The organism is Clostridium sp. CM037, from assembly GCF_055081095.1.
This window is the reverse complement of sequence record NZ_CM143650.1, coordinates 578,259-599,534: the sequence shown is the minus strand read 5'-3', so window position 1 is coordinate 599,534 and position 21,276 is coordinate 578,259. Positions and strand designations below refer to the sequence as shown.

At 30.6% G+C, this 21,276-nt stretch carries 21 protein-coding genes and 1 pseudogene; 3 read left to right on the top strand and 19 right to left on the bottom strand.

Translation table 11 applies throughout. The features are described from left to right. Positions 1-226 precede the first annotated feature (226 nt). From ACWJKP_RS03100 to ACWJKP_RS03060, 9 genes are all read right to left on the bottom strand, one after another. On the bottom strand, positions 227-358 hold the full coding sequence (locus tag ACWJKP_RS03100; RefSeq protein WP_224579055.1) for a VanZ family protein: 132 nt from the start codon (positions 356-358) through the stop codon (positions 227-229). A 311-nt stretch (positions 359-669) separates the two neighbouring features. Continuing rightward, positions 670-1,584 carry a UTP--glucose-1-phosphate uridylyltransferase GalU gene (gene galU / locus ACWJKP_RS03095; protein ID WP_165413872.1) on the bottom strand — a complete coding sequence of 305 codons (915 nt, stop codon included), beginning with the start codon at positions 1,582-1,584 and terminating at the stop codon, positions 670-672. A 540-nt stretch (positions 1,585-2,124) separates the two neighbouring features. Next, the gene (locus ACWJKP_RS03090; protein ID WP_165413871.1) at positions 2,125-3,387 is read right to left on the bottom strand and encodes a Coenzyme F420 hydrogenase/dehydrogenase, beta subunit C-terminal domain; all 1,263 of its coding nucleotides are present in this window, start codon (positions 3,385-3,387) and stop codon (positions 2,125-2,127) included. Positions 3,388-4,241: 854 nt separating this feature from the next. Then, complete coding sequence (locus tag ACWJKP_RS03085) at positions 4,242-4,586, bottom strand: polysaccharide pyruvyl transferase family protein (RefSeq protein WP_165413870.1); 345 nt, start codon at positions 4,584-4,586, stop codon at positions 4,242-4,244. Positions 4,587-4,816: 230 nt separating this feature from the next. Then, positions 4,817-4,906 (bottom strand): 4Fe-4S binding protein, encoded by a 90-nt coding sequence (locus tag ACWJKP_RS03080; RefSeq protein WP_165413869.1) that lies wholly within the window; start codon positions 4,904-4,906, stop codon positions 4,817-4,819. After that, on the bottom strand, positions 4,906-6,417 hold the full coding sequence (locus ACWJKP_RS03075; RefSeq protein WP_224579058.1) for a polysaccharide biosynthesis protein: 1,512 nt from the start codon (positions 6,415-6,417) through the stop codon (positions 4,906-4,908). Before ACWJKP_RS03075 ends, ACWJKP_RS03080 begins: the two co-directional genes overlap by 1 nt. A 196-nt stretch (positions 6,418-6,613) precedes the next feature. Next, positions 6,614-7,735, bottom strand: coding sequence for a polysaccharide pyruvyl transferase family protein (locus ACWJKP_RS03070; RefSeq protein ID WP_165413868.1), 1,122 nt, complete (start codon positions 7,733-7,735; stop codon positions 6,614-6,616). 440 nt (positions 7,736-8,175) lie between these two features. Next, entirely contained in the window at positions 8,176-9,537 is a 1,362-nt protein-coding gene (locus ACWJKP_RS03065; protein ID WP_165413867.1) for a hypothetical protein, read from the bottom strand. A 264-nt stretch (positions 9,538-9,801) separates the two neighbouring features. Next, entirely contained in the window at positions 9,802-11,085 is a 1,284-nt protein-coding gene (locus ACWJKP_RS03060; RefSeq protein WP_165413866.1) for a glycosyltransferase family 4 protein, read from the bottom strand. Positions 11,086-11,696: 611 nt separating this feature from the next. On the opposite strand from ACWJKP_RS03060, the pseudogene ACWJKP_RS03055 reads away from it, so the two are divergent. Beyond that, positions 11,697-11,930 (top strand): annotated as a pseudogene (locus ACWJKP_RS03055) (transposase); the annotation flags it as partial. Between the two features lie 72 nt (positions 11,931-12,002). Here ACWJKP_RS03055 and ACWJKP_RS03050 read toward each other — a convergent pair. From ACWJKP_RS03050 to ACWJKP_RS03005, 10 genes are all read right to left on the bottom strand, one after another. After that, positions 12,003-12,914 (bottom strand): glycosyltransferase family 2 protein, encoded by a 912-nt coding sequence (locus ACWJKP_RS03050; RefSeq protein WP_165413865.1) that lies wholly within the window; start codon positions 12,912-12,914, stop codon positions 12,003-12,005. Positions 12,915-12,965: 51 nt separating this feature from the next. Further along, positions 12,966-13,523 (bottom strand): serine O-acetyltransferase, encoded by a 558-nt coding sequence (locus ACWJKP_RS03045; RefSeq protein ID WP_165413864.1) that lies wholly within the window; start codon positions 13,521-13,523, stop codon positions 12,966-12,968. A 24-nt stretch (positions 13,524-13,547) separates the two neighbouring features. Next, a complete protein-coding gene (locus tag ACWJKP_RS03040) occupies positions 13,548-14,636 on the bottom strand; it encodes a glycosyltransferase family 1 protein (RefSeq protein ID WP_165413863.1) in 1,089 nt (362 codons plus the stop codon). A gap of 278 nt (positions 14,637-14,914) precedes the next feature. Then, on the bottom strand, positions 14,915-15,397 hold the full coding sequence (pssE, locus tag ACWJKP_RS03035) for a PssE/Cps14G family polysaccharide biosynthesis glycosyltransferase (RefSeq protein ID WP_165413862.1): 483 nt from the start codon (positions 15,395-15,397) through the stop codon (positions 14,915-14,917). Beyond that, positions 15,394-15,852 carry a PssD/Cps14F family polysaccharide biosynthesis glycosyltransferase gene (pssD, locus tag ACWJKP_RS03030; RefSeq protein WP_165413861.1) on the bottom strand — a complete coding sequence of 153 codons (459 nt, stop codon included), beginning with the start codon at positions 15,850-15,852 and terminating at the stop codon, positions 15,394-15,396. The genes pssE and pssD overlap by 4 nt, the downstream gene beginning before the upstream one ends. Positions 15,853-15,868: 16 nt before the next feature. Continuing rightward, positions 15,869-17,221, bottom strand: a complete 1,353-nt coding sequence (locus tag ACWJKP_RS03025; RefSeq protein ID WP_165413860.1) for a UDP-glucose dehydrogenase family protein — start codon at positions 17,219-17,221, stop codon at positions 15,869-15,871. Positions 17,222-17,246: 25 nt separating this feature from the next. After that, positions 17,247-17,393 carry a dTDP-4-dehydrorhamnose 3,5-epimerase family protein gene (locus tag ACWJKP_RS03020; RefSeq protein ID WP_165413874.1) on the bottom strand — a complete coding sequence of 49 codons (147 nt, stop codon included), beginning with the start codon at positions 17,391-17,393 and terminating at the stop codon, positions 17,247-17,249. Between the two features lie 16 nt (positions 17,394-17,409). Further along, positions 17,410-18,465, bottom strand: coding sequence for a dTDP-glucose 4,6-dehydratase (rfbB, locus tag ACWJKP_RS03015; RefSeq protein WP_165413859.1), 1,056 nt, complete (start codon positions 18,463-18,465; stop codon positions 17,410-17,412). A gap of 4 nt (positions 18,466-18,469) precedes the next feature. Next, positions 18,470-19,384, bottom strand: a complete 915-nt coding sequence (rfbA, locus tag ACWJKP_RS03010; protein ID WP_165413858.1) for a glucose-1-phosphate thymidylyltransferase RfbA — start codon at positions 19,382-19,384, stop codon at positions 18,470-18,472. Between the two features lie 50 nt (positions 19,385-19,434). Further along, complete coding sequence (locus ACWJKP_RS03005) at positions 19,435-20,103, bottom strand: sugar transferase (protein ID WP_165413857.1); 669 nt, start codon at positions 20,101-20,103, stop codon at positions 19,435-19,437. A 644-nt stretch (positions 20,104-20,747) separates the two neighbouring features. Here ACWJKP_RS03005 and ACWJKP_RS03000 point away from each other — a divergent pair. Together ACWJKP_RS03000 and ACWJKP_RS02995 are read left to right on the top strand one after the other, a co-directional pair. After that, entirely contained in the window at positions 20,748-20,972 is a 225-nt protein-coding gene (locus ACWJKP_RS03000) for a DUF1659 domain-containing protein (protein ID WP_165413853.1), read from the top strand. A gap of 55 nt (positions 20,973-21,027) precedes the next feature. Next, entirely contained in the window at positions 21,028-21,264 is a 237-nt protein-coding gene (locus tag ACWJKP_RS02995) for a DUF2922 domain-containing protein (protein WP_165413856.1), read from the top strand. The last annotated feature ends 12 nt before the right edge of the window (positions 21,265-21,276 follow it).

Here is a 21,276-nt window from a genome sequence, read left to right as displayed (position 1 = left end):
TCATGACTTTTTTTCCACTACACATATAGTCCTTCTAGACACAAAAATACTACCATTAAAGTAGACAGATTTTTATTTTTTAATCTGTCTACTTTAATGGTAGCACATCAATGCCTACTCAATAGGGCATATTATAAAAATTATAGCTTAGCGAGTATTCATTTTATTTTTTATTAGATACATTCCTAGTCCCATAGCAGCCCCAGCACTATCAATAATGACATCCTTAATGATCTCCCCTGCCAGGCACAAAAACTTGGTGCACTTCATCACCTATGGCATAAAGGATACAAATAAGTAATGCAAATACTACACTCTGTATTCCTTCTACACTATTTCTTCTTAATGCATTTATCATTAGTGTGCCAAGAACTAAATAAACAAAGAAGTGGGCATTTCCCCTACTAAGTAATCAAATTTTATTATTAATTTAGTATTAGGATTAGCCTTCTTTATTGCTTTTATATCAATCTTTGTTATTCCAGAGCTCAGCTTACCTGACTACTGTCCTGGCTGGCATGACAACTTAAAAATAAGCGCCACCCAAAGAATAACATCTATCAAAGATAAAATTCAATGCATTTTGTTACTCCTTATCAACCCACTAATCATTCCTGCACATATCAGTTGCCGTAGCAGGTCATGAAGTGACCCAATTTCTCTCACTAACTACTTTTCATTACTACAAGCTATTTCTTCGTATAAATCACTAAAGTTATCATTATTTTTTAAAGTTTGAAGATACTTCATGAATGGAACTTTTAACCCATCTCTTTTTAAAGCAAACTCTACCGTTGCCTCAAGAAACCCTAATTTATCACCTACGTCATATCTACGTCCTTCAAATATGTATGCATACATATCTTGCTGCGATATTAACATCTTTAGAGCATCCGTTAACTGAATTTCCCCACCTTTACCAGGTTTCGTGTTATCTAATATATCAAATATCTCAGGAGTTATTATGTATCTACCAAGTATGGCTACATTTGAAGGTGCTACATCTACTTGTGGTTTTTCAACAAGGTTATTTACCTTGTATACTCTATCACTAACTTGAATTCCATCAACTATTCCATATTTATCAACATTTCCTCTAGCGACTTCTTGAACACCTAAGATTGTTGTTTGCTTATCTTCAAAACAATCTATAAGTTGCTTTAAACATGGAGTCTTAGCATCAACTATATCATCACCTAACATAACAGCGAAAGGTTCATTACCTACAAATGCTCTTGCACAATTTATAGCATGTCCAAGTCCTTTAGGTTCCTTTTGTCTTATAAAGTGTATATTTACCATGTTTGATATATCTCTAACCTGTTTAAGAAGGTTATCTTTATGTTTATTTTCTAGTTCTAGCTCTAGTTCTACTGATTTATCAAAATGATCTTCAATAGATTTTTTATTTCTTCCTGTAATAATTAATATTTCTTCTATACCTGCAGCAACAGCTTCCTCTATAATATATTGCATTGTAGGCTTATCAACTATAGGTAACATTTCTTTAGGCAGTGCCTTTGTTGCAGGTAAAAATCTTGTTCCTAGCCCCGCTGCCGGTATAATAGCCTTTTTAACTCTCATATAAAACATCCCCTTTTTACATTTTTAACCAAGTCCCCGCCGCCCTACTGAGGAGGCCTGCCGACGAGCTTGCTGCTTCTATAAATTTCGGTAGTTATCATCCCAACTTCTTCTCCTCTAAATACACATCAGATGTCTCATCTTCACCTAGCTTTGCCATAAATTTTATATTAACCCAAGAGTCCGATCCCTTACAGAGATTGCAAGTGAATCGGACAACCTATGTTGCTAATTTTCTGATCTCCCAAGCGTTAATGTGGAACGAAGAGATCATCCTGGTTACTGCAACCAAATTACTAATTTACTATTTAATATTATCCGTATATTTTCGCCCTATTTTTAACGATTTAACTATATACATGTATTGTTTCTTAAAAAATATAATTACTAGTATAAAATATAATATATCAGCAATTATTCCTTGATAAATAAGATTAATGCCACTGAATAATTCTAATACATTATACTGTACCACTTCCTATACTAACTAATTTAGCAATCAAAAGAAGTAACCCATCTTTTATAATTTTTTTAGTCACACTATCCCCTTCTCTTTGCTGTATTCATACCCAATACCTTATTTCTATATTTATAAAGCACTTTACTTGGTATCACTGTTGCTAATCTTAATCCAATCTTTGTATTAAAAACCAAGCTATTTGCTAATAATAATTTATATCCTATGCTCTCTTTTAAGGAACTTTTTTCAACCTTGTAATTTTTTATATTAGGTATTGTTACCCCAATAGCCTTATATGCTGAAATTCTCCCTGCATAATTATGTATTTTATAACTTACAGAATGGCTCTGAGTATTTGCACATTGTTCTGCGGTTATACTTTCTTCATACACTAATCCTCCAGATGTAATCATATCATCTAATATATTTGTCACTTTGTTATTTCTAACTATAGCCATTGCTTTCTTTCCTTTATTCATTCCCCAAGGATCTCCTACAGTTATATCTGCTTTATCATTAAATAAATCTGTGCAGAACAAACATCCTTTTGGCATAAAAATAAAGTCTGTGTTTTTAAGCAGTTCTATACATGGGATTTCTTTTTTAGTATTGTTATTAAAATATACTTGAAAATCGCCTGGTGGAGTGCCAACCCTATATATAATCTTTCTAATATTTTCAGTTTTTTTAATTTTCAATGATTTTTTAATAGTTAAACTTGTGCCGTGTTTTCCTCTTCCTATAGTGCAAATTAATCCTATCTTTATTACAAAACTATTCACAAGATTTTTTCTATACTTTAGAAATAGTTCTAACCCTCTTATATGACACGGTAAACCCACAAATGCAACTCTATCATCTTTATTTATTTCTTTTAGCACTTCATTTACTGATACAGGCTGATAAACAGATCCACTTACGTCCTTTAAACTTTTGTCATCTTTAATAATATACACCTGACTATTTGTAGGGTTAGTCTTACTCATTCCAGTTACAATTGCCTTATTTATCCTTTTCTCTTTAAATAAATAGCTTATTATTTCAGTAACTACCCCACCTGATGCGGTGTAATCAAATCTTTCCCTATCAGTAGAATTATATATACCTATAAATTCATCATTCTTAGGTAAATGCTCTTCTTTATAATCTATATTATTAATAGGACATACTTTTAAACATTGACCACAATTTATACATTTTTCTTTATTTACTACAGGATATATGTACCCCTTAGATTCCATCCTTTCCATCGTTATAGCAGATGTAGGACATATACTATAACATGTTCCACACTGATAGCATAAATTTTTATCTGTTAATATCTTAATAGATCTTTCCATCATATAATATCTCCTATCATTTAAATTTATATAATCTAAGGTTTTTGTTAAAAACTCTTTAGATTGTTTAAGTAATTCGCTTAATACTTTACTTAAATCTTTTTTAATACTAATTATATTTAAACCCTAGTTAAATATATTATCCAGAAAAATTCATTTCTATATATTAAAGATAAACACGAAAGATCAACTTCTATTAACATAAAATAAACACTGAATTAATTTATTGAGAATACTGCTCCAGAATCATATGCACTTCATTACAGCCGACAATTTCCTAATTCAATTCTTTTATAACTTCTACTAATTTCTTTCTTCAAATTTAGTTTGCTTTAATGGACACATTCTTTCACAAAGTCCATAACCCACACAAATTTTTTTAATAATAGAAGGCTATTCAAATCCCTCACGGTCTTTATACATCCGCAATTTTTTGACTGTAACTAATTCCATAAAGACCTCCTATTTTTCATACATATACTGATGTGGTGGAACAACTGAAAATAGGACAGGACAAGTATAAAATAAATCGGTGAAACATTACTACTTTTAAATAAAAGTAGTACTCCTGTATATAGCCTCCATAAGAATATAGATGTAGTTGCTATATGATATTTTCTATACTTAAAGTTTTTTTGTGCCTAACACTACCAAATGTTACAACACAGCAACAGCAAAGAATTAAAAATGTAAAACTACTAACTGATATCGGTATGTAATAAAAGCTATTTGACGATAAGAAAAGGTTGTTAAATAAAAGTATACTAAGATATATACAAATGTAATAATTTTTTTTAAATTAAAACAATAACAATTAGATCCAAAAATAGCAAATTGTATAAAGTAAAGGTGGAGCTTTAATAATACTCGAACTCACTGCCACCCTTGCTACTTATATTTGAAGATAAAAATTTCTTTGAATTATCAATCAGTGTTTCTAGTCTTTTATAATTTAAAAATTTAGTTACAATAGCACCATCAACATCTAGTTCATTCACACCCATTAAGGTGAGTAAATCGACAGTCCTAACACCCAAATCTTTATGGTGATAATGAAGAACAGGCTTTTCTAATATAATTGAAAATGCCAATGCATGAAAAGAATTTGTGCATACATATTCTGCATTTTCAACTAAAGAAACAAATTCATAAGGTCCAATATCCCTTAAATTAGATATGCCTTTTCCCATCGATTGATTCATTGGCTGGATACCATATCTCATTAAATCAAATTCACTGGCTAGTTTTATTGTTTAGTCATATAGATTCTGATTAAATTGCAATGAATAATACAGGATATATTTTTCTCTGAAAGGTTTTACATCTTTAGCAAAATGATGCCATTCGCTTTTTAGAAAGTAAAAACACTGGGTCACATACTAATACAGTCTTTATTTTTAAAATATTCTCTATTAGTCCAACACTACTAGCTTCACTTCATTTTTATAGCTTGTGTTGGACAGATGCTTTTACACGCTGTACATCCAAAACAATCTTGCTTTTTATCAAATACTGCTATCATTACCCAATCATCCCCTTTATTCTCTTGGATATACTCATAAGACCGTCGCGTTCAAATATAAACCCGGTTAACGCAACCACTAAACAAGCATATATGGCTATCACAGTAGCAGTCGCAAACCACGAGATATAACTAAACGGATTAAGTTTGATAAATAAAAATGGTAACCATATAACTACTGTACACACAAAAATTCTAATAATTCTATACGCAGTTTCTCTTATTGGTAGTTTTGTAACATTTCTTGGAATAAAGAATAGCAAATCAACATCTCTATAGATATTTGATAGAATTGATCCTATTAGCACTCCTGCTATACCTAAGAACGGAACTAAAATAATGCCTATGATTACAGCAATTGCACCCTGTATTGTCGTCTGTAACTTCGTCTCTTTGAACATCCCTGCTGAAATGACAAGCATACCCTGTGGTGTTTTGATATTATATAAAAGCCCATTTAAAACGAACAAAAATCCAATCAATGGCAAATCATAATTACTATCAGTTACTCCACTAGTATAAATTCTAATAAAAGGCATAATGGTTATGAATGCAGTTGAATAAATTACAGTTATCAGGCTATAGTAACAAAATTCAAATTCTCCATAAACCTTCTGCAAAGTTCTTTCTTCGCCTCTAGCGATAACATCACCAAATGATGCGGATAACCCGCTTATAAAAATGTTTAATATTCCATTTAACCCAGCTATAACCATATTGAAAATCGTGTAAACACTTACTAATTTCAAATTCTTGGTGACTATTGTTAGTATTATAACCGGAGCTCCAATTTGCATTGCTCCTAAAATCTGTAAATACAAGGCATCCCATCTCTTATTTAAAGCAGCAAAGTTTGGTTCTTCCTTATAGTTTATAAATTTATATTTTGCTTTTACATAAAACATCAAAATAAAAGATCTTAAAAATATTGAAAACAATGCCGCAAAGCGCAAAACTACTATGTCAACTCTTTGATTTGCTAACACAACAATAATAAGTGTATTAAAGATAATATGAACTATCGAAGCCAAGGATACAACATAAGTTCTTTGATCTGCCGATAATAACACCCTATATTTTGCAAGAGTAAAGAACTCTAAAGAACCATTTACCCCCAAAATTAAAACCAAAAGCCCAACATTGAGCGGCGTTACAGCATTCGAATTCACAAACATTGGATATATTACAGCTAAACCAATCGTCAATGATATGAATATATAACCCGATTGTGTATAGAACTTCTTTGCTGCTGATACTACTCCGTTTATAGCTTTATTGTCACCATCTGCTAAAGGTTTATATAACGCATATATAGCTGCTCCTGAAAGCCCAGCTTCCACCAAGTTAAAATAAACAATAAACTGATTTATTGATGACACTAATCCATTAATCTCTGATCCATAGAACCTAAGCATTATAAAGGGGGTGATAAAACCTGCTATCATTAGCACTACTTGATAAAAAGCGGTTGATATTGAATTATAGAAAAACTTTTTTGTACGATTCATCATTTATCCCTACAATCATTTTTATTTTACTCCACATCAGGGTCGATTCCCTATGATGGCGAGCGATAATTCCCTGTTTATGTATATCGTTTATAATGTATACCACATCTTACTAGAATATTAAACATTGCACCTTTGATTTCTCGCCGATTAAGCAATAACAAAACTAATTCAGATAAGACTATAAATGATCCTAATTCTATTCTTTAATAGCTTCTATTAAAAATTTAATAGACTTTTTTCTTTCTTGTTCAATCACATTATTAGCAAATTCAAAATCAATCTTTTCAAAATGCTCTTTTTGTAGCGTGTTTTGCGTGTCATACTTCTGCTCTTCAAGCCTACACATTTTTAATAGACTTTCCATCCTAGTATTCAATGTATCATTAAACATGATTGCAAACTTCTTATTTAATGAAATTGATAACGCCATTCCGTGAAAAGAATTTGTGCATACATATTCAGCGCCCATCAATAACTCTATGAATTCCTCTGGTCCGATATCGCTTTTATCAATAATTGATGACCCGTTAGGTTGCAATAATGATCCGATTCCAACATATTTAATATGTAAATCTTCTTTTTTCGCAAATTCAGATATTCTCTTAAGTGCTATTTCTGGACTTCCTATTATATACACAAATATATACTTTTGTTTTAAGTCATTTTTGTATTTTGATGCAAAGCTTTCCCATTTCTCTGGTTCAAGTAATAGCGTTGGATCCAGAACGTGCGTAGCATCCAATTGAAGCTGTTCATTTAATATCTTTATGCCTTTTTCTTCCCTTGATGATATAGCAGTAAAACTAGATAAAAGCGGTTTGATTTTATGACAGTCCTCTTCCAGTAATTTTTCAATTCCAAAGCTTGGAGCATAAGCAATCTTTTTTGAATTCCCTTTAACGAAAGATAGAAAATATGCATTTTCATTTCCATTAAAGCTATAATTCCATATCTGATCACTACCACAAATATATACGTTATAATCCAATGTGTCATTCTCTAATTCAACAGTGGTCAAATACGTGCTAGGCGAAAGATTTAAAACTTTATTAATGAAACTATCAAAAGCTTCATATCTTTTGCGACGAACACTTTGTGCGTGCACCAATTGTTTTCGCTTTATAATTTTATATACCTTAGCCCTCTTTCCTCCTGAGATTTTACTTTCTTTGTAATTATCAACGATTGAACTCGATCTAAAATTTATAATTTCTGACTCATACCCCAATATATTCAGTTTTGTCTGCAATGCATACGCTTGCAGAACAGCACCATAATTGTAAGCACAATGATATGTTATTATACCGATCTTAACCATCTTTTTAACCTCCTAATAATTTGGTGTGAATTTGAAAACAAGTTTTCTTATGTCCTTTTAACGATGAAAATAAATTACTTTTCTAATCTGAATTTTGAAATCATTATTGACTTTTTCCTTTGTAATTAACTGCAACAGTTCTGTATTTTATATAAGATTTAATGGGCCATAATTCTTACTGCTTTTAAATTCGTTTACCATTTTTCTTAATCTTTTTCGTCACAAATTAATTCTATAAGCGCCTGTTCGCTATCTAATACTACCCCCTTATTGCATTCAAGAACCATTGCTGCAATGTTTCCGATATACTTATTATGTCTCTATGCCAACAGTTGGATTTCTAGCACTCACTTTCTTTTTAATATATATCGTTTAAAAAGAAATTTAATTATAGAATTATTATACGTTCTTAAAATCATTATTAAGTTTTAAATATACTCTTATTTAGCGTTATAATTGTTTATTCTATTAATTGATAAAATAATAGCAGGTATAATCCATAAAAACACTATATAAAAGCAATCTAAAGTATAAATCATCATTGACCATGCTAATACTGCAATAACAATATATGCTGATTCCTTATCTTTAAAGAAATTAAAGACACTATCCCTTATAGAATAAATAATATAGACTGCATAAAATAATAAACCTATCAATCCACTAGATGTCAATAACAAATTGTATGTATTCATCGTACTTAAAGAACTAACTACACTACTCGTTGTATAGCTCTCAGAAATAACTTTAAACTGCCCAAAGCCTATCCCAAAAAGAAAATTTTTCATCCATACATTATGCGCCAACACATTAATAGCTTCTCTGGCATAATTACTTCCGGTATCAGCATTATATAAAATTGAAAATGAGCTATTAATATAAGCGGCAGAACCAATCAGTATAGGTATACTTATTAATAGTACATATTTGTATTTATATAAAATAATTAAAACTGTAACAATAGCAAGTATTACCAAGCCAGTTCGTGACAAGGTTAAAATAATTTGAATAAAAATCAATATCTCAGAAAACTTAAGAATGTGCTTATTTATTACCTTTGTGAAAGCCCTAGTCTTAAATAATACAAAAGCTGGTAACAAAAGAGCACACATAAAATTACTATCTGCAACAGTACTTCCTATCCGCATAATTTCGTACCTATATCTTTCACCTTGTGCCCATTGTGACATAAAAAATGTTTTTCCCACAATAAGTTCAATATATCCAATCGCTACCAATGTTCCTATTGATATAAAGTAAACAAAAATAAGTGTTTTAGCATATTTTAAATCCGATTGCACTAAAATTTGAAATATGATACTCATTAAGAAAAAACAAAATATATATATAATGAGTTGCATGTTAATTTCTGTCTTTATAAAGTTTACTATACAAATATATAAAAACCATATTATGTACACTTTTAATGGGACAATCATTTCCTTAGTATTTTTACTGATTTTTTTTTCAAATAGCAACCCAAGAATACACAAAAATATACATAAATAACTAATTATTTTTATCGAAAGAGAAATTGATGCTATTTTAAACTCAATAAGCCACAACTGATTGTTGATGGCTATAAATAAAATACAGAATATCAAACTGTAAATGTCCCTAGTACATACTACCACGATAGCTAACAATGTAAGGAACACAAGCAATCCCATATAGTTTTGTGAAGTATATATAGCTATCCAGGATAAAGCTACAAAAGGAGTTACAACTAAAAACATTATTATACTGTTTTTGTGATTATAATACCTACTGTTTTTAATTAAACTATTTTCTACAGAACCCATACTTCTATTACCGCCTTCTAAAAATTTCTTTAATATTCATTTAAAATACTTCTGTTTACCAATCTCTACTCTTGTCTAATTTTTTTTACTTTTTTCACATAGCACTGACTAATAATATAAAATGTATAGGATATTTTTTTAGTTTTATTATCAACAAGATAAAAAAACATGTGTCAATTTTATCTGTTATACCTATCTTCAAGTTATCTCTTCCGCCATATTAAATATTATAAAAACATCCTAACCTTTATTCACATTCCTTTGTTACGTCTGCACTTTCGGATTCTTTTTTATATAAATGTACGTAGCAAAATGCTTTTTCGCAGGGTTCTTATTTCCAAAAGCTACTTTAAACGAATTTTCGTGTTCAAATACTAAACCCTTTAAACTAGGATTCTTTGAAGAATATAAGGGTTTAAATTTATTTCCTAACTTGAAATTAATCAAGTGCTGCTTTATCTTATTAATTTCTACAAAAGACGCTATTACATTATCAATTGAATTAAAAATAACCCCGTTACCTTTTTCCGTTATCATCGTCGCAATATTACCACTGTTAGGATTAGTAATTATACATGTCCCTGCCATCGATGCTTCAAAATACACATAGCTATATGTCTCAGCACAAATTGACCATAGCACTACATAATCAATCTCATAGTACCTAAGTGCATCTACCATTGCATTACTACCATTTTCAACGGTTGAAATTCTTACATTAGTTACATTTTCTAACTTTTCGTCACCTGTACCTAAATAATAAAAGCTATAATCCTCAGTAAGGGTTCCTAATTCTTTAACAAAATGCTTCCACTGTGTATATCCCTTATTAATAAGCTGCCCTCCAATAAATGCAACCCTAATCTTTTGGGAATCATTGCATTGTCTTTTGTGCTCGTATTCGCCTTGATATAGCATATGACTCCTTACTAGTGCTTTATCTATATATTCTGGATATAACGCTATCCAGTTGGCATATACATATTGGGATGGAATAACAATTGAAGCAGTATGATTCCAAATTTTGTTCAAAAACTTCTTCAGTGAGGAAATATGCTCTTTTGAAACACAATATTTTTTACAATACTCACATTTTTCATAACTAGGAAAGTTAAAGCCACAAAATTCACCGGTGCTATCTATTAAATTTACACTCTTACATATTGTATAATAATCATGTATAAAAATCGTACTTGGTAAATTAAGTTTATTAAGCATAACCCCTAAATCCTCTAAAATATAATTTAATAAATGGTGTATATGCACTCCAATCGGCCTCATACCTTGTTCTAAATTTAGTTTATACAAAATATTAGGTAGGTCATCAAGACAATAAATCCCCATAAATTTTTCATCAAAATTAACACCAATATATTGTTTTCTTTTTACCCTCCTTGTTAGTTTATTAAAAAAAGAAAATATTTGTAGCATGTGAATATCTTTCTCTATCAGCACATCAGCTATTTCTCGCATAGCCTTTTCTGTGCCAGTTGGTTTAATTAAATAATTCGAGTGTGAAATTGCAATTATGTATTCACCTTTATCCACCTTTATCTCCCCTTGTATAATCTAGTTATAAGTTTAATAAGAAAACACTCATAAATATAACGAATAAATTCTTTACTTATCTTTGTTAACGTTAATTTTATTTTTATTCATTCCTTATTTTCATGCTTACCTTTGCTTTTGATTTTTTATTCCTTAGATTCCATTTGGAAACCTAACATTGCTATTTTACAATGCTATAATATCTCATGAATAGAGAAGATAGATGTTTTCCTCCTGAGAGGTATTTTTTTACCTACTCATAAAATATCGTATCATCCCATCAGTAAGTATTTTGTGTTTTAGCTGGTTGCGTTTCCTGTCTTGAAATTACCCGTGTCACTTGATAGAAGTGGACTCTCTACTCTACCTCAATTTTAATAAAAGGAGATATTTATTATAAATATTTAAATAGTACAGTTATTAGATTTATGTTGATTCAGTATTTTCTTTCACTTCAATCCTTTGTCCCATCGGAATCCAGTTTAGAAAGCCTTTCAATATCTATAACAACTTGTATATCACTATATGGAGCTATTGAATATATCACAGCTTTAGCCATATCTACTGAGATCGGTGATATTAATAAATTATTATAGCCTAATCAACTTGTCGCCTTCTTTGGTGTTAATCCAGCGGTCAATGAATCTGGAAAATCCAAAGGCGACAGAGTTAAAATGTCTAACCGTGTAACTCGTTTTGGTAGAAAAGCACCCTATTCAGTTGCTTTAGTATCTATAAGAAGCAAAAGAAATGGAGAGCCTATAACCCCTGTTTTGCTCAAATACTACCAAGAAGCTTACCAGTCAAGATTTTCTAAATTCGCCATTGTACGTATTTTGAAATAGTCTTTTTGTTGTACTATAAAAAATAACTACTTTTAAAAATTTATGGTTGACTCTATTTAGCTTGTCTATATGTTATGCCAAACCTAGCAAAACACGAATTTTAAACGAACGATTTATATTACGCTTTTCGGTAACAGTTGAAGAGCTAAAAATGAGCTTAAATCTACATCTCCAATCTTTTTTATAATTTGCAAAATCCTCTAATATTTTTCTATCATCTTGCTCAATTAATCCATACATATTCTTCAAAATTTCTTCAGCATATCCAGCCATCGAGCAACCATCAGCTTTAACCCATAATCTAAATGCTTGTTTCATTCGTTTTGTAAAACCATTTTGGCGCCCCATAACATTATTTCTATGCTGTCGGTACAACATTCTAGATGTATGATCATAAACAACATTCCCTGTTAAAATACAAATAATTAACATTGTTTTATCGTGCATAGGTGACTTAGTTATATTAGCTTCTCTAATCGCATCCAATGCTGGTCTATTAAACACCATAGTACACCCTAATGATGGATTGCATACCATTACTTTTGATAAGCAAACACCGGGAACTTTAGTATGTACATTATAATTTAAAGATTTTAAATTTTCATCTACTACTAGAGCATTTGAGAAATAAAGCAAAGGGCATAATTGTGATTTTTGCTTTTCTAAAGAATTAACTGCACTTTCAATTTTATCTTTATTCCATATATCATCTTGATCACAAAATGCATAATAATCAGATTCAGGAGCAATTGAAATTAATTCTGAAAAACTTTTTACAACCCCCTTATTTGCACCTTTAATTATTGTTAAGGATAATTTGCACTTCCATTTTTTTAAAATACTCAATGTTGAATCTGATGAGCCATCATCTCGTACCAATAATTTAATTTTACCTGCAAAAGTCTGATTAGCGATGCTATTTAATTGCTCTTCAAGAAATTCCTCACCATTATACGTCGATAATAAAATCGTAATACTATTCATCAAACTCACTCACCTTAATTTTTATATTGTGATTATTTTTCTTCTGATAAATCAATCTGTATTTTTCATACCACGCATTTCTTTATCTAAAGAAATAGTCAAAATCTCTTGTTTACTAAATACTTTCATATTAGGTGGAACATCTTTTTTAATTATTGTTCCAGCCCCGATTATAGTGTTTTTTCCCACAATTACTGGTCCGAAAACACATGCATTGGCATATAGTATGACATTCCCATAAATTAATGGCTGTACTATTAGTTCACCATTTATAATTCTTTCCTTGAAATTATTTCCTCCCAGAGTAACACCTTGGTATACCTTAACAGGACCTAATGTTTTAACAGCTGCACCTATAACTACTCCTATTCCATGTATTAATACAAACCCACCTGCTAAATCTGCCCGATAATCAATATCTACACTATAAATAACCTTATTAATAAATTTGATTATTGGAGGAATAATCGGGATATGGATTTTATATAAAAAATGGGAAATTCGATATAGTAAAACACAATGGAAATTACTATTAAGAAAGATTGTTTTAATAAATTTAACTTTAGATCCCTTTGAACATGCTTGTATATCTTCTATAATTTTAGACATTAGTCGCCCCCCATTTTAAAACAATTACCTACCCGAATTTAACAAATAAATCTCCTGCAATCTTTTAGCCTCATTTTCTATGTTGTACTCTGATTCTAAAAATACTTCACACGCATTATCTCTTTTATAAGTGTCTTTATATTTTATTATTTGTTCCGCCCAATATAATGGAGTTTTATCTAGTGAAATATATTCCACCTTCCCTGTAATTTGAGCTTCCTGTGTCACAGTATCTGCTACAATACAATGCAGCCCTGAAGCTTGCACTTCAACTAACACAACTGGCAACCCCTCAAATCTAGATGGAAATACGAATACATCCATTGCATGTATAAGTTGTGAAACATCCTTCCTTTTCCCTAATATCAATACATCCTTATCTATTCCCAAGTCATTAATTTTCTTATTAATATCCGCACGCAAGTTTCCATCTCCAACAAGCATTAATTTAGCCTTTGGATTCATTTTATGTACTTCAAAAAAAATATCCAATAAAAACTCATGGTTTTTTTGATATGAAAAATGTCCTATATGTCCTAATACAAAATTGTCTGTAATCCCAAGTTTTTTCCTATACTCCTCTCTAATAGAATTATTAAATATGAATTTTTCAATTTGTATACCGTTATTAAGTATTGTGTATGGCTTATTGTAAAGCCAATCTCCAGCTAACTTAGAACATGCCAAAGCAATTGTGGTTTCATTATTTAAAAATAATTTTAATAAATAATGAATTACTTTATTGTTACAAGTACTGTTATGGCAATGCGCTATTCTTACTGGTACTTTAGCACACTTAGCAGCGTGTATATCAAAGTATAAGGTTCCACTATTTCCATGTGCGTGGACAATTTTGTAATTATTTTTATCAATTAGTCTTTTTAATTCTTTAATATATCTAAAAGTTTTCTTTTTTCTTGAAGGAAGCTCATAGATTTCGCCTCCTAGTTTTTCAATTTCTTCCTTCACCCACTCTTCGGCTCCATGCCCTAACGCAAAATCAAATTGAACTTTTGACCTATCAATATTACGATAATAATTCATAATTACGCTCGTAATTCCATCATACCCTAAGTATGTCGTGGTAACAACTAACACTCTTATTTGATTCATTTTTATCTACCGCTCCTCAAATACAATAATAAACCATACCAGCTTATTAATACATTTTTATATTAAAGTACTATTCATATAAGCTTAAATCTATTAGACCATTCGTTAAAATCAATTTCTTTTCCTCAATAAGTTTTCGGATGTTTTAAATTTAAAATTTTCTTTTCTGCTCTAAACTAATCTAATGAGTTACTAGGTTATTAGGAAGATAATATGTCATTTTTCTATATAGTATTTTTAATGAATTTATAAAACTGTAATTTTTACCCTTATCAATATTAACATTCGCTTTTAATAAAACCTTCAATTGATTCTAATATGTTCTTAGTATTAGATTTATAACTGTTAAACTTACATTTATTTATTTTATTAAGTGTGCACTCTAATTCTTTTATATCAGATATCCCAATTATATAATTCATTTCAACAAATTCACTTATAATTTCTTCTTGATGATTATCAACATGTTCGTCATATTCTTTTAACCTTGGTACAGCTATCACTTTCTTATTTTTCTTTACCGCACCTATAATTGCGCCTGTACCTCCATGCGTTATCACTATATCACTCTTTTCCATATAGTCCGGAAATTCATCCCTATCTAGAAACTCCTTAAATTTATAATTTTTGGGTTTGTAATCACTATATCCTATTTGTGCAAATACTTCTTCAGTTATATCGCCTTGCTCTACTAATATATCTACTTCTATTAATAATCTATTGAATTGAAACTTCTGCGAACCCAATGTTATAAATATCAATATATACCCCCCTTATATATAGCATTTGGATAAAACGCTCTTAACTCTTCCCACTGTATATAAAACTGATCTGCATATTTATAAAGTAGTTTTCCTGTTAATGTAGGTGAGTTTATCTTTGCAAATGACTCTATATATATAAGCTTTTTCCCAAACATTTTTGCTATCATACACATTGGTATAGTGGCTAATACACCAGTTGATACCACTACATCTGGTCTCTTTTTAATGAATATTATTAGAGATAATATTGTGTTTACAATAAACTTAAATATCATATTAAATTCTTTACGATTAATTTGTTTTAAATAGTATTGTTCTATTTCATCTTTTGAAGTGGCATATTGGGTTTCTTCCGTTAGTATAAAGCTTTCGCATTTTTCCATAAGTGGCTTAAGCATCATCAATTGTTCAAAATGACCACCTGAAGATGCAGCAAAACATATTTTTTTCATATTTAGATTCAACTCCCTAACTTCTATAACCAGCTGCAACCTCTTCTAATGCAGTATTATTCAAATTTAATATTTCTTTTCTCCCTATTGAATGATACTCTATTTGTCCTTTTTCTACATCTGATATTTTGTAACAATTTCTTCCATCAAATATAACTGGAGTATTCATTAATTCTTCATATTTGTTTAAGTCTAAAGATTTAATTTCATTCCATTCTGTAAATATAAATGCTACATCTGCCTCTTTCAAGGTATCTTGTGGAGTTTTTACATATGTGATTTCAGTTGGAAATAGTTTTTTAAAGTTTTCTTCTCCTGCTGGATCATATGCCACAATTTCTGCGCCTTCTTCCAATAGTCTTCTTATATTAGGTATAGATGGTGCTTCCCTCAAATCATCTGTTCCAGGTTTAAATGTTAGCCCTAAAACTGCCACTTTCATTCCTTTTAAGCTTCCAAATCTTTGTTTAGCTTTTCTAAATAACTTATATTTTTGATTTTCATTTACCTCTATTGTTGCCTTTATAGTTTTTAACTCATATTCATTATCATTAGCTAACCAATGAAGTGCCTTTGTGTCCTTTGGAAAACAAGATCCTCCATACCCAAGTCCTGCATTTAAGAATTTATCCCCTATTCTTGGATCATAAGACATCCCTTTTGTTACATCCTCTATATCTGCACCAACAATTTCGCAGAAATTTGCTATTTCATTTATAAATGATATCTTTAATGCTAGGAAGTCATTTGATGCATACTTTATCATCTCTGCACTTCTTCTATTAGTTACAACTATAGGTTGATTAAATCTCTTATACACTTCTTTCAAAGTATCCCTAGCCTCATCTGATTCAACACCTATTACTATTCTATTAGCATACATGGTATCCTTAACTGCTGTCCCTTGAGCTAAGAATTCTGGATTAGACGCCACTTCTATGTGAATATCATTTTTCAAATGTTCCTTTAAAAATTCTTCTATTTTATCATTAGTTCCTATTGGAACTGTAGACTTAACAACAACCAAACAATCCTGCCCTACATTTTGAGCTATTTGCTCTGCAACAATATATACATAATCCAAGTTAGCGGAACCATCTTCTCTTTCCGGAGTACCTACTCCTATAAAGATTACATCTGCATCTTTATATGCTGATTTATAATCAGTTGTAAAATTCAATCGGCCTTCTTCATAATTTTTTTTAAGTAGTTCCTCTAATCCGGGTTCATATATTGGAGATGTGCCTTGCTTCATTAATTCTATCTTCTCTTTATTTGTATCAACGCATGTTACATTTAAGCCTAAATGTGATAAACACACACCTGTAACTAATCCAACATATCCTGTTCCTGCTACTACAATTTTCATGTTTATCTCCTCTTTCACACTTACTTTAAATCTTTATTTTACATTCCTTTAGTGTTTTCGCTAATTTATCTTTATCAGAAAGTAATACCTCATCTATGCCATCTAGTGGCCATTTTATATTAATGTCTAAATCATTCCAAGCAATAGCTCCTTCAAATTCCGGGTGATAAATCTGGGTACATTACCTACTATTTTTTTAAATACATATCATTATAATACTTCTGATAATCTCCAGATGTAATATTATTCATCCATGAAGTATTATTCAAATACCATTTTATAGTTTTCTCTATTCCAACTTCAAATGTAGTTTCAGGATACCATCCTAATTCTTCTTTTATTTTAGTTGGATCTATTCCATACCGCATGTCATGACCTTTTCTATCCTCTACATGTTTTATTAAGTTCTCAGTTACTTCACTATCTACATTTTCATTTATATATTTTATAACTGTTTTAACTATCTGCATATTTGTTCTCTCATTATGTCCACCAACGTTATAAACTTCTCCAAGTCTTCCATTATTAATAACCATATCTATTGCTTTGCAATGATCTTCAACGTATAACCAATCTCTCACGTTTAATCCTTCACCGTACACTGGTAAATCTTTATGATTTAAACAATTGTTAATTAAAAGTGGTATTAGTTTCTCTGGAAATTGGTGTGAACCATAGTTATTTGAACATCTAGTTATATTAATTGGCATTTTAAATGTATCTGAGTATGCTTTGACCATTAAATCAGCACCTGTTTTACTTGATGAATATGGGCTATGAGGATCTAATGGTGTTGTTTCCATAAAATATCCTGTATCTCCTAGTGATCCATATACTTCATCTGTAGATACTTGAAGATATTTTTTTCCTTGTATCCAGCCTTCTTTTGTCTCCCATGCGTTCTTAGCTGCATTTAAAAGATTTACTGTACCTATTATATTAGTCATAGCAAATAGTTCTGGTTCTTTTATACTTCTATCAACATGAGACTCTGCTGCAAAATGCACTACATAATCTATATCATATTTTTCAAATAAACCATTCACTATGTCCTTATCACATATATCTCCTTGAATAAATATATAATTTGGGTTGGTTTCAATACTTTTTAAACTTTCTAGGTTTCCCGCGTATGTAAGTTTATCTAAATTTATTATTTTTATATTTGAGTATTTATTTAACATATATATTACAAAATTTGAACCGATAAATCCAGCTCCACCAGTAACTAAATAAGTCTTCATCTCTTTATTCCCCTTCCAATGTTGCTGCAACTTGTTTCGATGACATACTATCTTTTTCTGAATCAATTATATTATATAAATATTGTCCATATTCAGTTTTCATAAGTGGCTCAGCTAATTCCTTCAATTGTTCTGCATTAATATATCCTTTTCTATAAGCGATTTCTTCAATACATGCTACATATAGACCTTGTCTTGTTTGAATAGCTTCAACAAAATTTGCCGCATCAAGTAACGCCCTATGTGTTCCTGTGTCCAGCCAAGCCATTCCTCTTCCGAATAATTCCACCTTTAATTTTCCTCTTTTTAAATATTCATTGTTCACTGCTGTTATTTCAATTTCTCCTCTGCCTGATGGCTTAACGCCCTTAGCTATTTCCACTACATCATTGTCGTAGAAATACAGCCCTGGCACAGCATAATTCGACTTTGGCTTCTGTGGTTTTTCTTCTATAGATATAACATTATTGTTTTCATCGAATTCAACTACTCCAAATTCCTTTGGGTTACTTACGTGGTATCCAAATATAGTAGCTTCTTCTCTTTCAACAGCTTTTTTAAGTCTTTCTGAAAAACCATATCCATAGAATATATTATCCCCAAGTACTAAAGCTACTTTATCAGTTCCTATAAACTCTTCTCCTATTATAAACGCTTCTGCAAGTCCTCTTGGCTCTTTTTGAATTGCATATTGTATATTAATCCCTATTTGACTTCCATCACCTAATAGCTCTTCAAAACCTGCAGTATCTCTTGGAGTTGATATTATTAATATATCCTTAATCCCCGCAAGCATTAAAACTGATAATGGATAGTATATCATCGGTTTATCATATACAGGCAATATCTGTTTTGATACTGATTTAGTTACAGGATACAGTCTTGTTCCTGATCCGCCAGCTAAAATAATACCTTTCATATTGTTCATCCCCCTTACTTAATCTTTATTTTTAATTACTAATTTTTTAATTACCTTGCCCCCTCATCCCCAAACAGCACTCCCACCGTTTTGAAGATAAGACTTATATCTATCCATGTATTTCTCTCTTCTATATACTCAACATCCATTTCCATCCACTCTTTAAAGCTAATATCACTTCTACCCCTAACCTGCCAATAGCAGGTTAACCCTGGCTTTGCAATTAACCTTAGTTTTTGGAAAGATGTAAACTGTGTTACTTCTTTTGGCAGGCTTGGTCTTGGTCCAACAAGTGACATGTCTCCCTTTAATATATTAAATAGCTGAGGTAACTCATCTATACTTGTCTTTCTTATAAAGCTTCCTATTTTAGTTACTCTTGGATCTTCTTTCATCTTAAACATAGGTCCTGACATTTCATTTTTTGATTTGAGCTTCTCCAAAAGACATTCTGCATCCATGCACATAGATCTAAACTTATACATTTTAAATTGCGTACCATCTTGTCCAACTCTATCCTGAGCAAAAAAAATAGGTCCCTTTGAATCGAGTTTTATCCAAATGCCAACAATAATCATCACCAGGCTTAGAAGTATTACCCCACATAAAGCACCTATAATATCAATTATTCTTTTAATTATAAAATATCCTATGTTTTTGTCATACTCGCGGACAATCTCCGCCTGTGTAACTTTTGAATTTCTTTCTAATTCTTGCATTTATGTTCCCACCCCCATTTTATTTTCCCAAAATTTCTATCTCCCCAAATAACACGCAAATTGCCAATTAGAATTCTTCCAATTTCTACAAAATGTCCGTGTCTTATTGTATAACTTTGTAAGTTTTGTGTCAAATTTTAAACTCGCCACTTCATTGATTTACTGTTCGCATACTCCGAAATACATCAAATCATTACTTATTTTACAGTTTTTGAAAAATACAATCACCTTTAAAGTGTTATATATCAATGGTTTCCCATATTACATCTATCGACTGAATATGTTATTTTATAATCCTTTCACTTTATATCTTGTAAAAAAACGGTTAATTTATTAGCATTTCTTTTATATGATTAAATCCGCTATTAATATACAATTTTATACATTTAAATCTAATTTAACCACATAATTGATTGTACCATAAAATTCACACTGTTTTCCCCATTATTTTCACAATAAAACAAGAATTCTAAGACTTTTGATAAAATCCTAGCATTCTTATTAGCTTTCATATATATTCATCCTAAAACGTTGTTGCCTTGTTCTTTCTTAGCTCTTATATATTATTTTTCAAAACTTCGCACAAAATTTCGGAGCAGCATATATATTTAGTGAAAGCAAAATAAAAGGAAGGAGTGATCAACATGGCAGTTGTATCTACAAAGGTATCAAGCGCACTAAAACTCACTATGAAAGTAGGGGTCGACATCGATGGTAATGACAAATTCGCAACAAAAACACTAGGTAATTTAAAAGTTACCGCAGAAGACGAGGACATTTTTGCAATAGGAAAAGCTATATCTAACATTAAAACTTATCCATTATTTACACTAGACAGACAAGACCAATTTAGCTTAGTTATGGAATAGTTTTTCAACTTAAAATTTAGAGTTAAATTAAATAATTAAAAGGAGGAAAAGACATATGCATAAATTAGTTATGAGATTTTTAACATCAATAGAAGGTAAATATTTTACTTTAACCGTAGATGATATTAAAGCTGATGAAAAGGGAGTGCCAACTATAACAGAAGCTGAGGTAAATGCTCTTATGGATATAGTTATTGCAAAGAACATTTTTGCATCAGCGAGTGGTAGCTTAACAGGCAAGAAAGATGCTAAAGTAGTTACTACTGATACTAATGAAATTGAAGTAGCATAGTAAAATTATCAC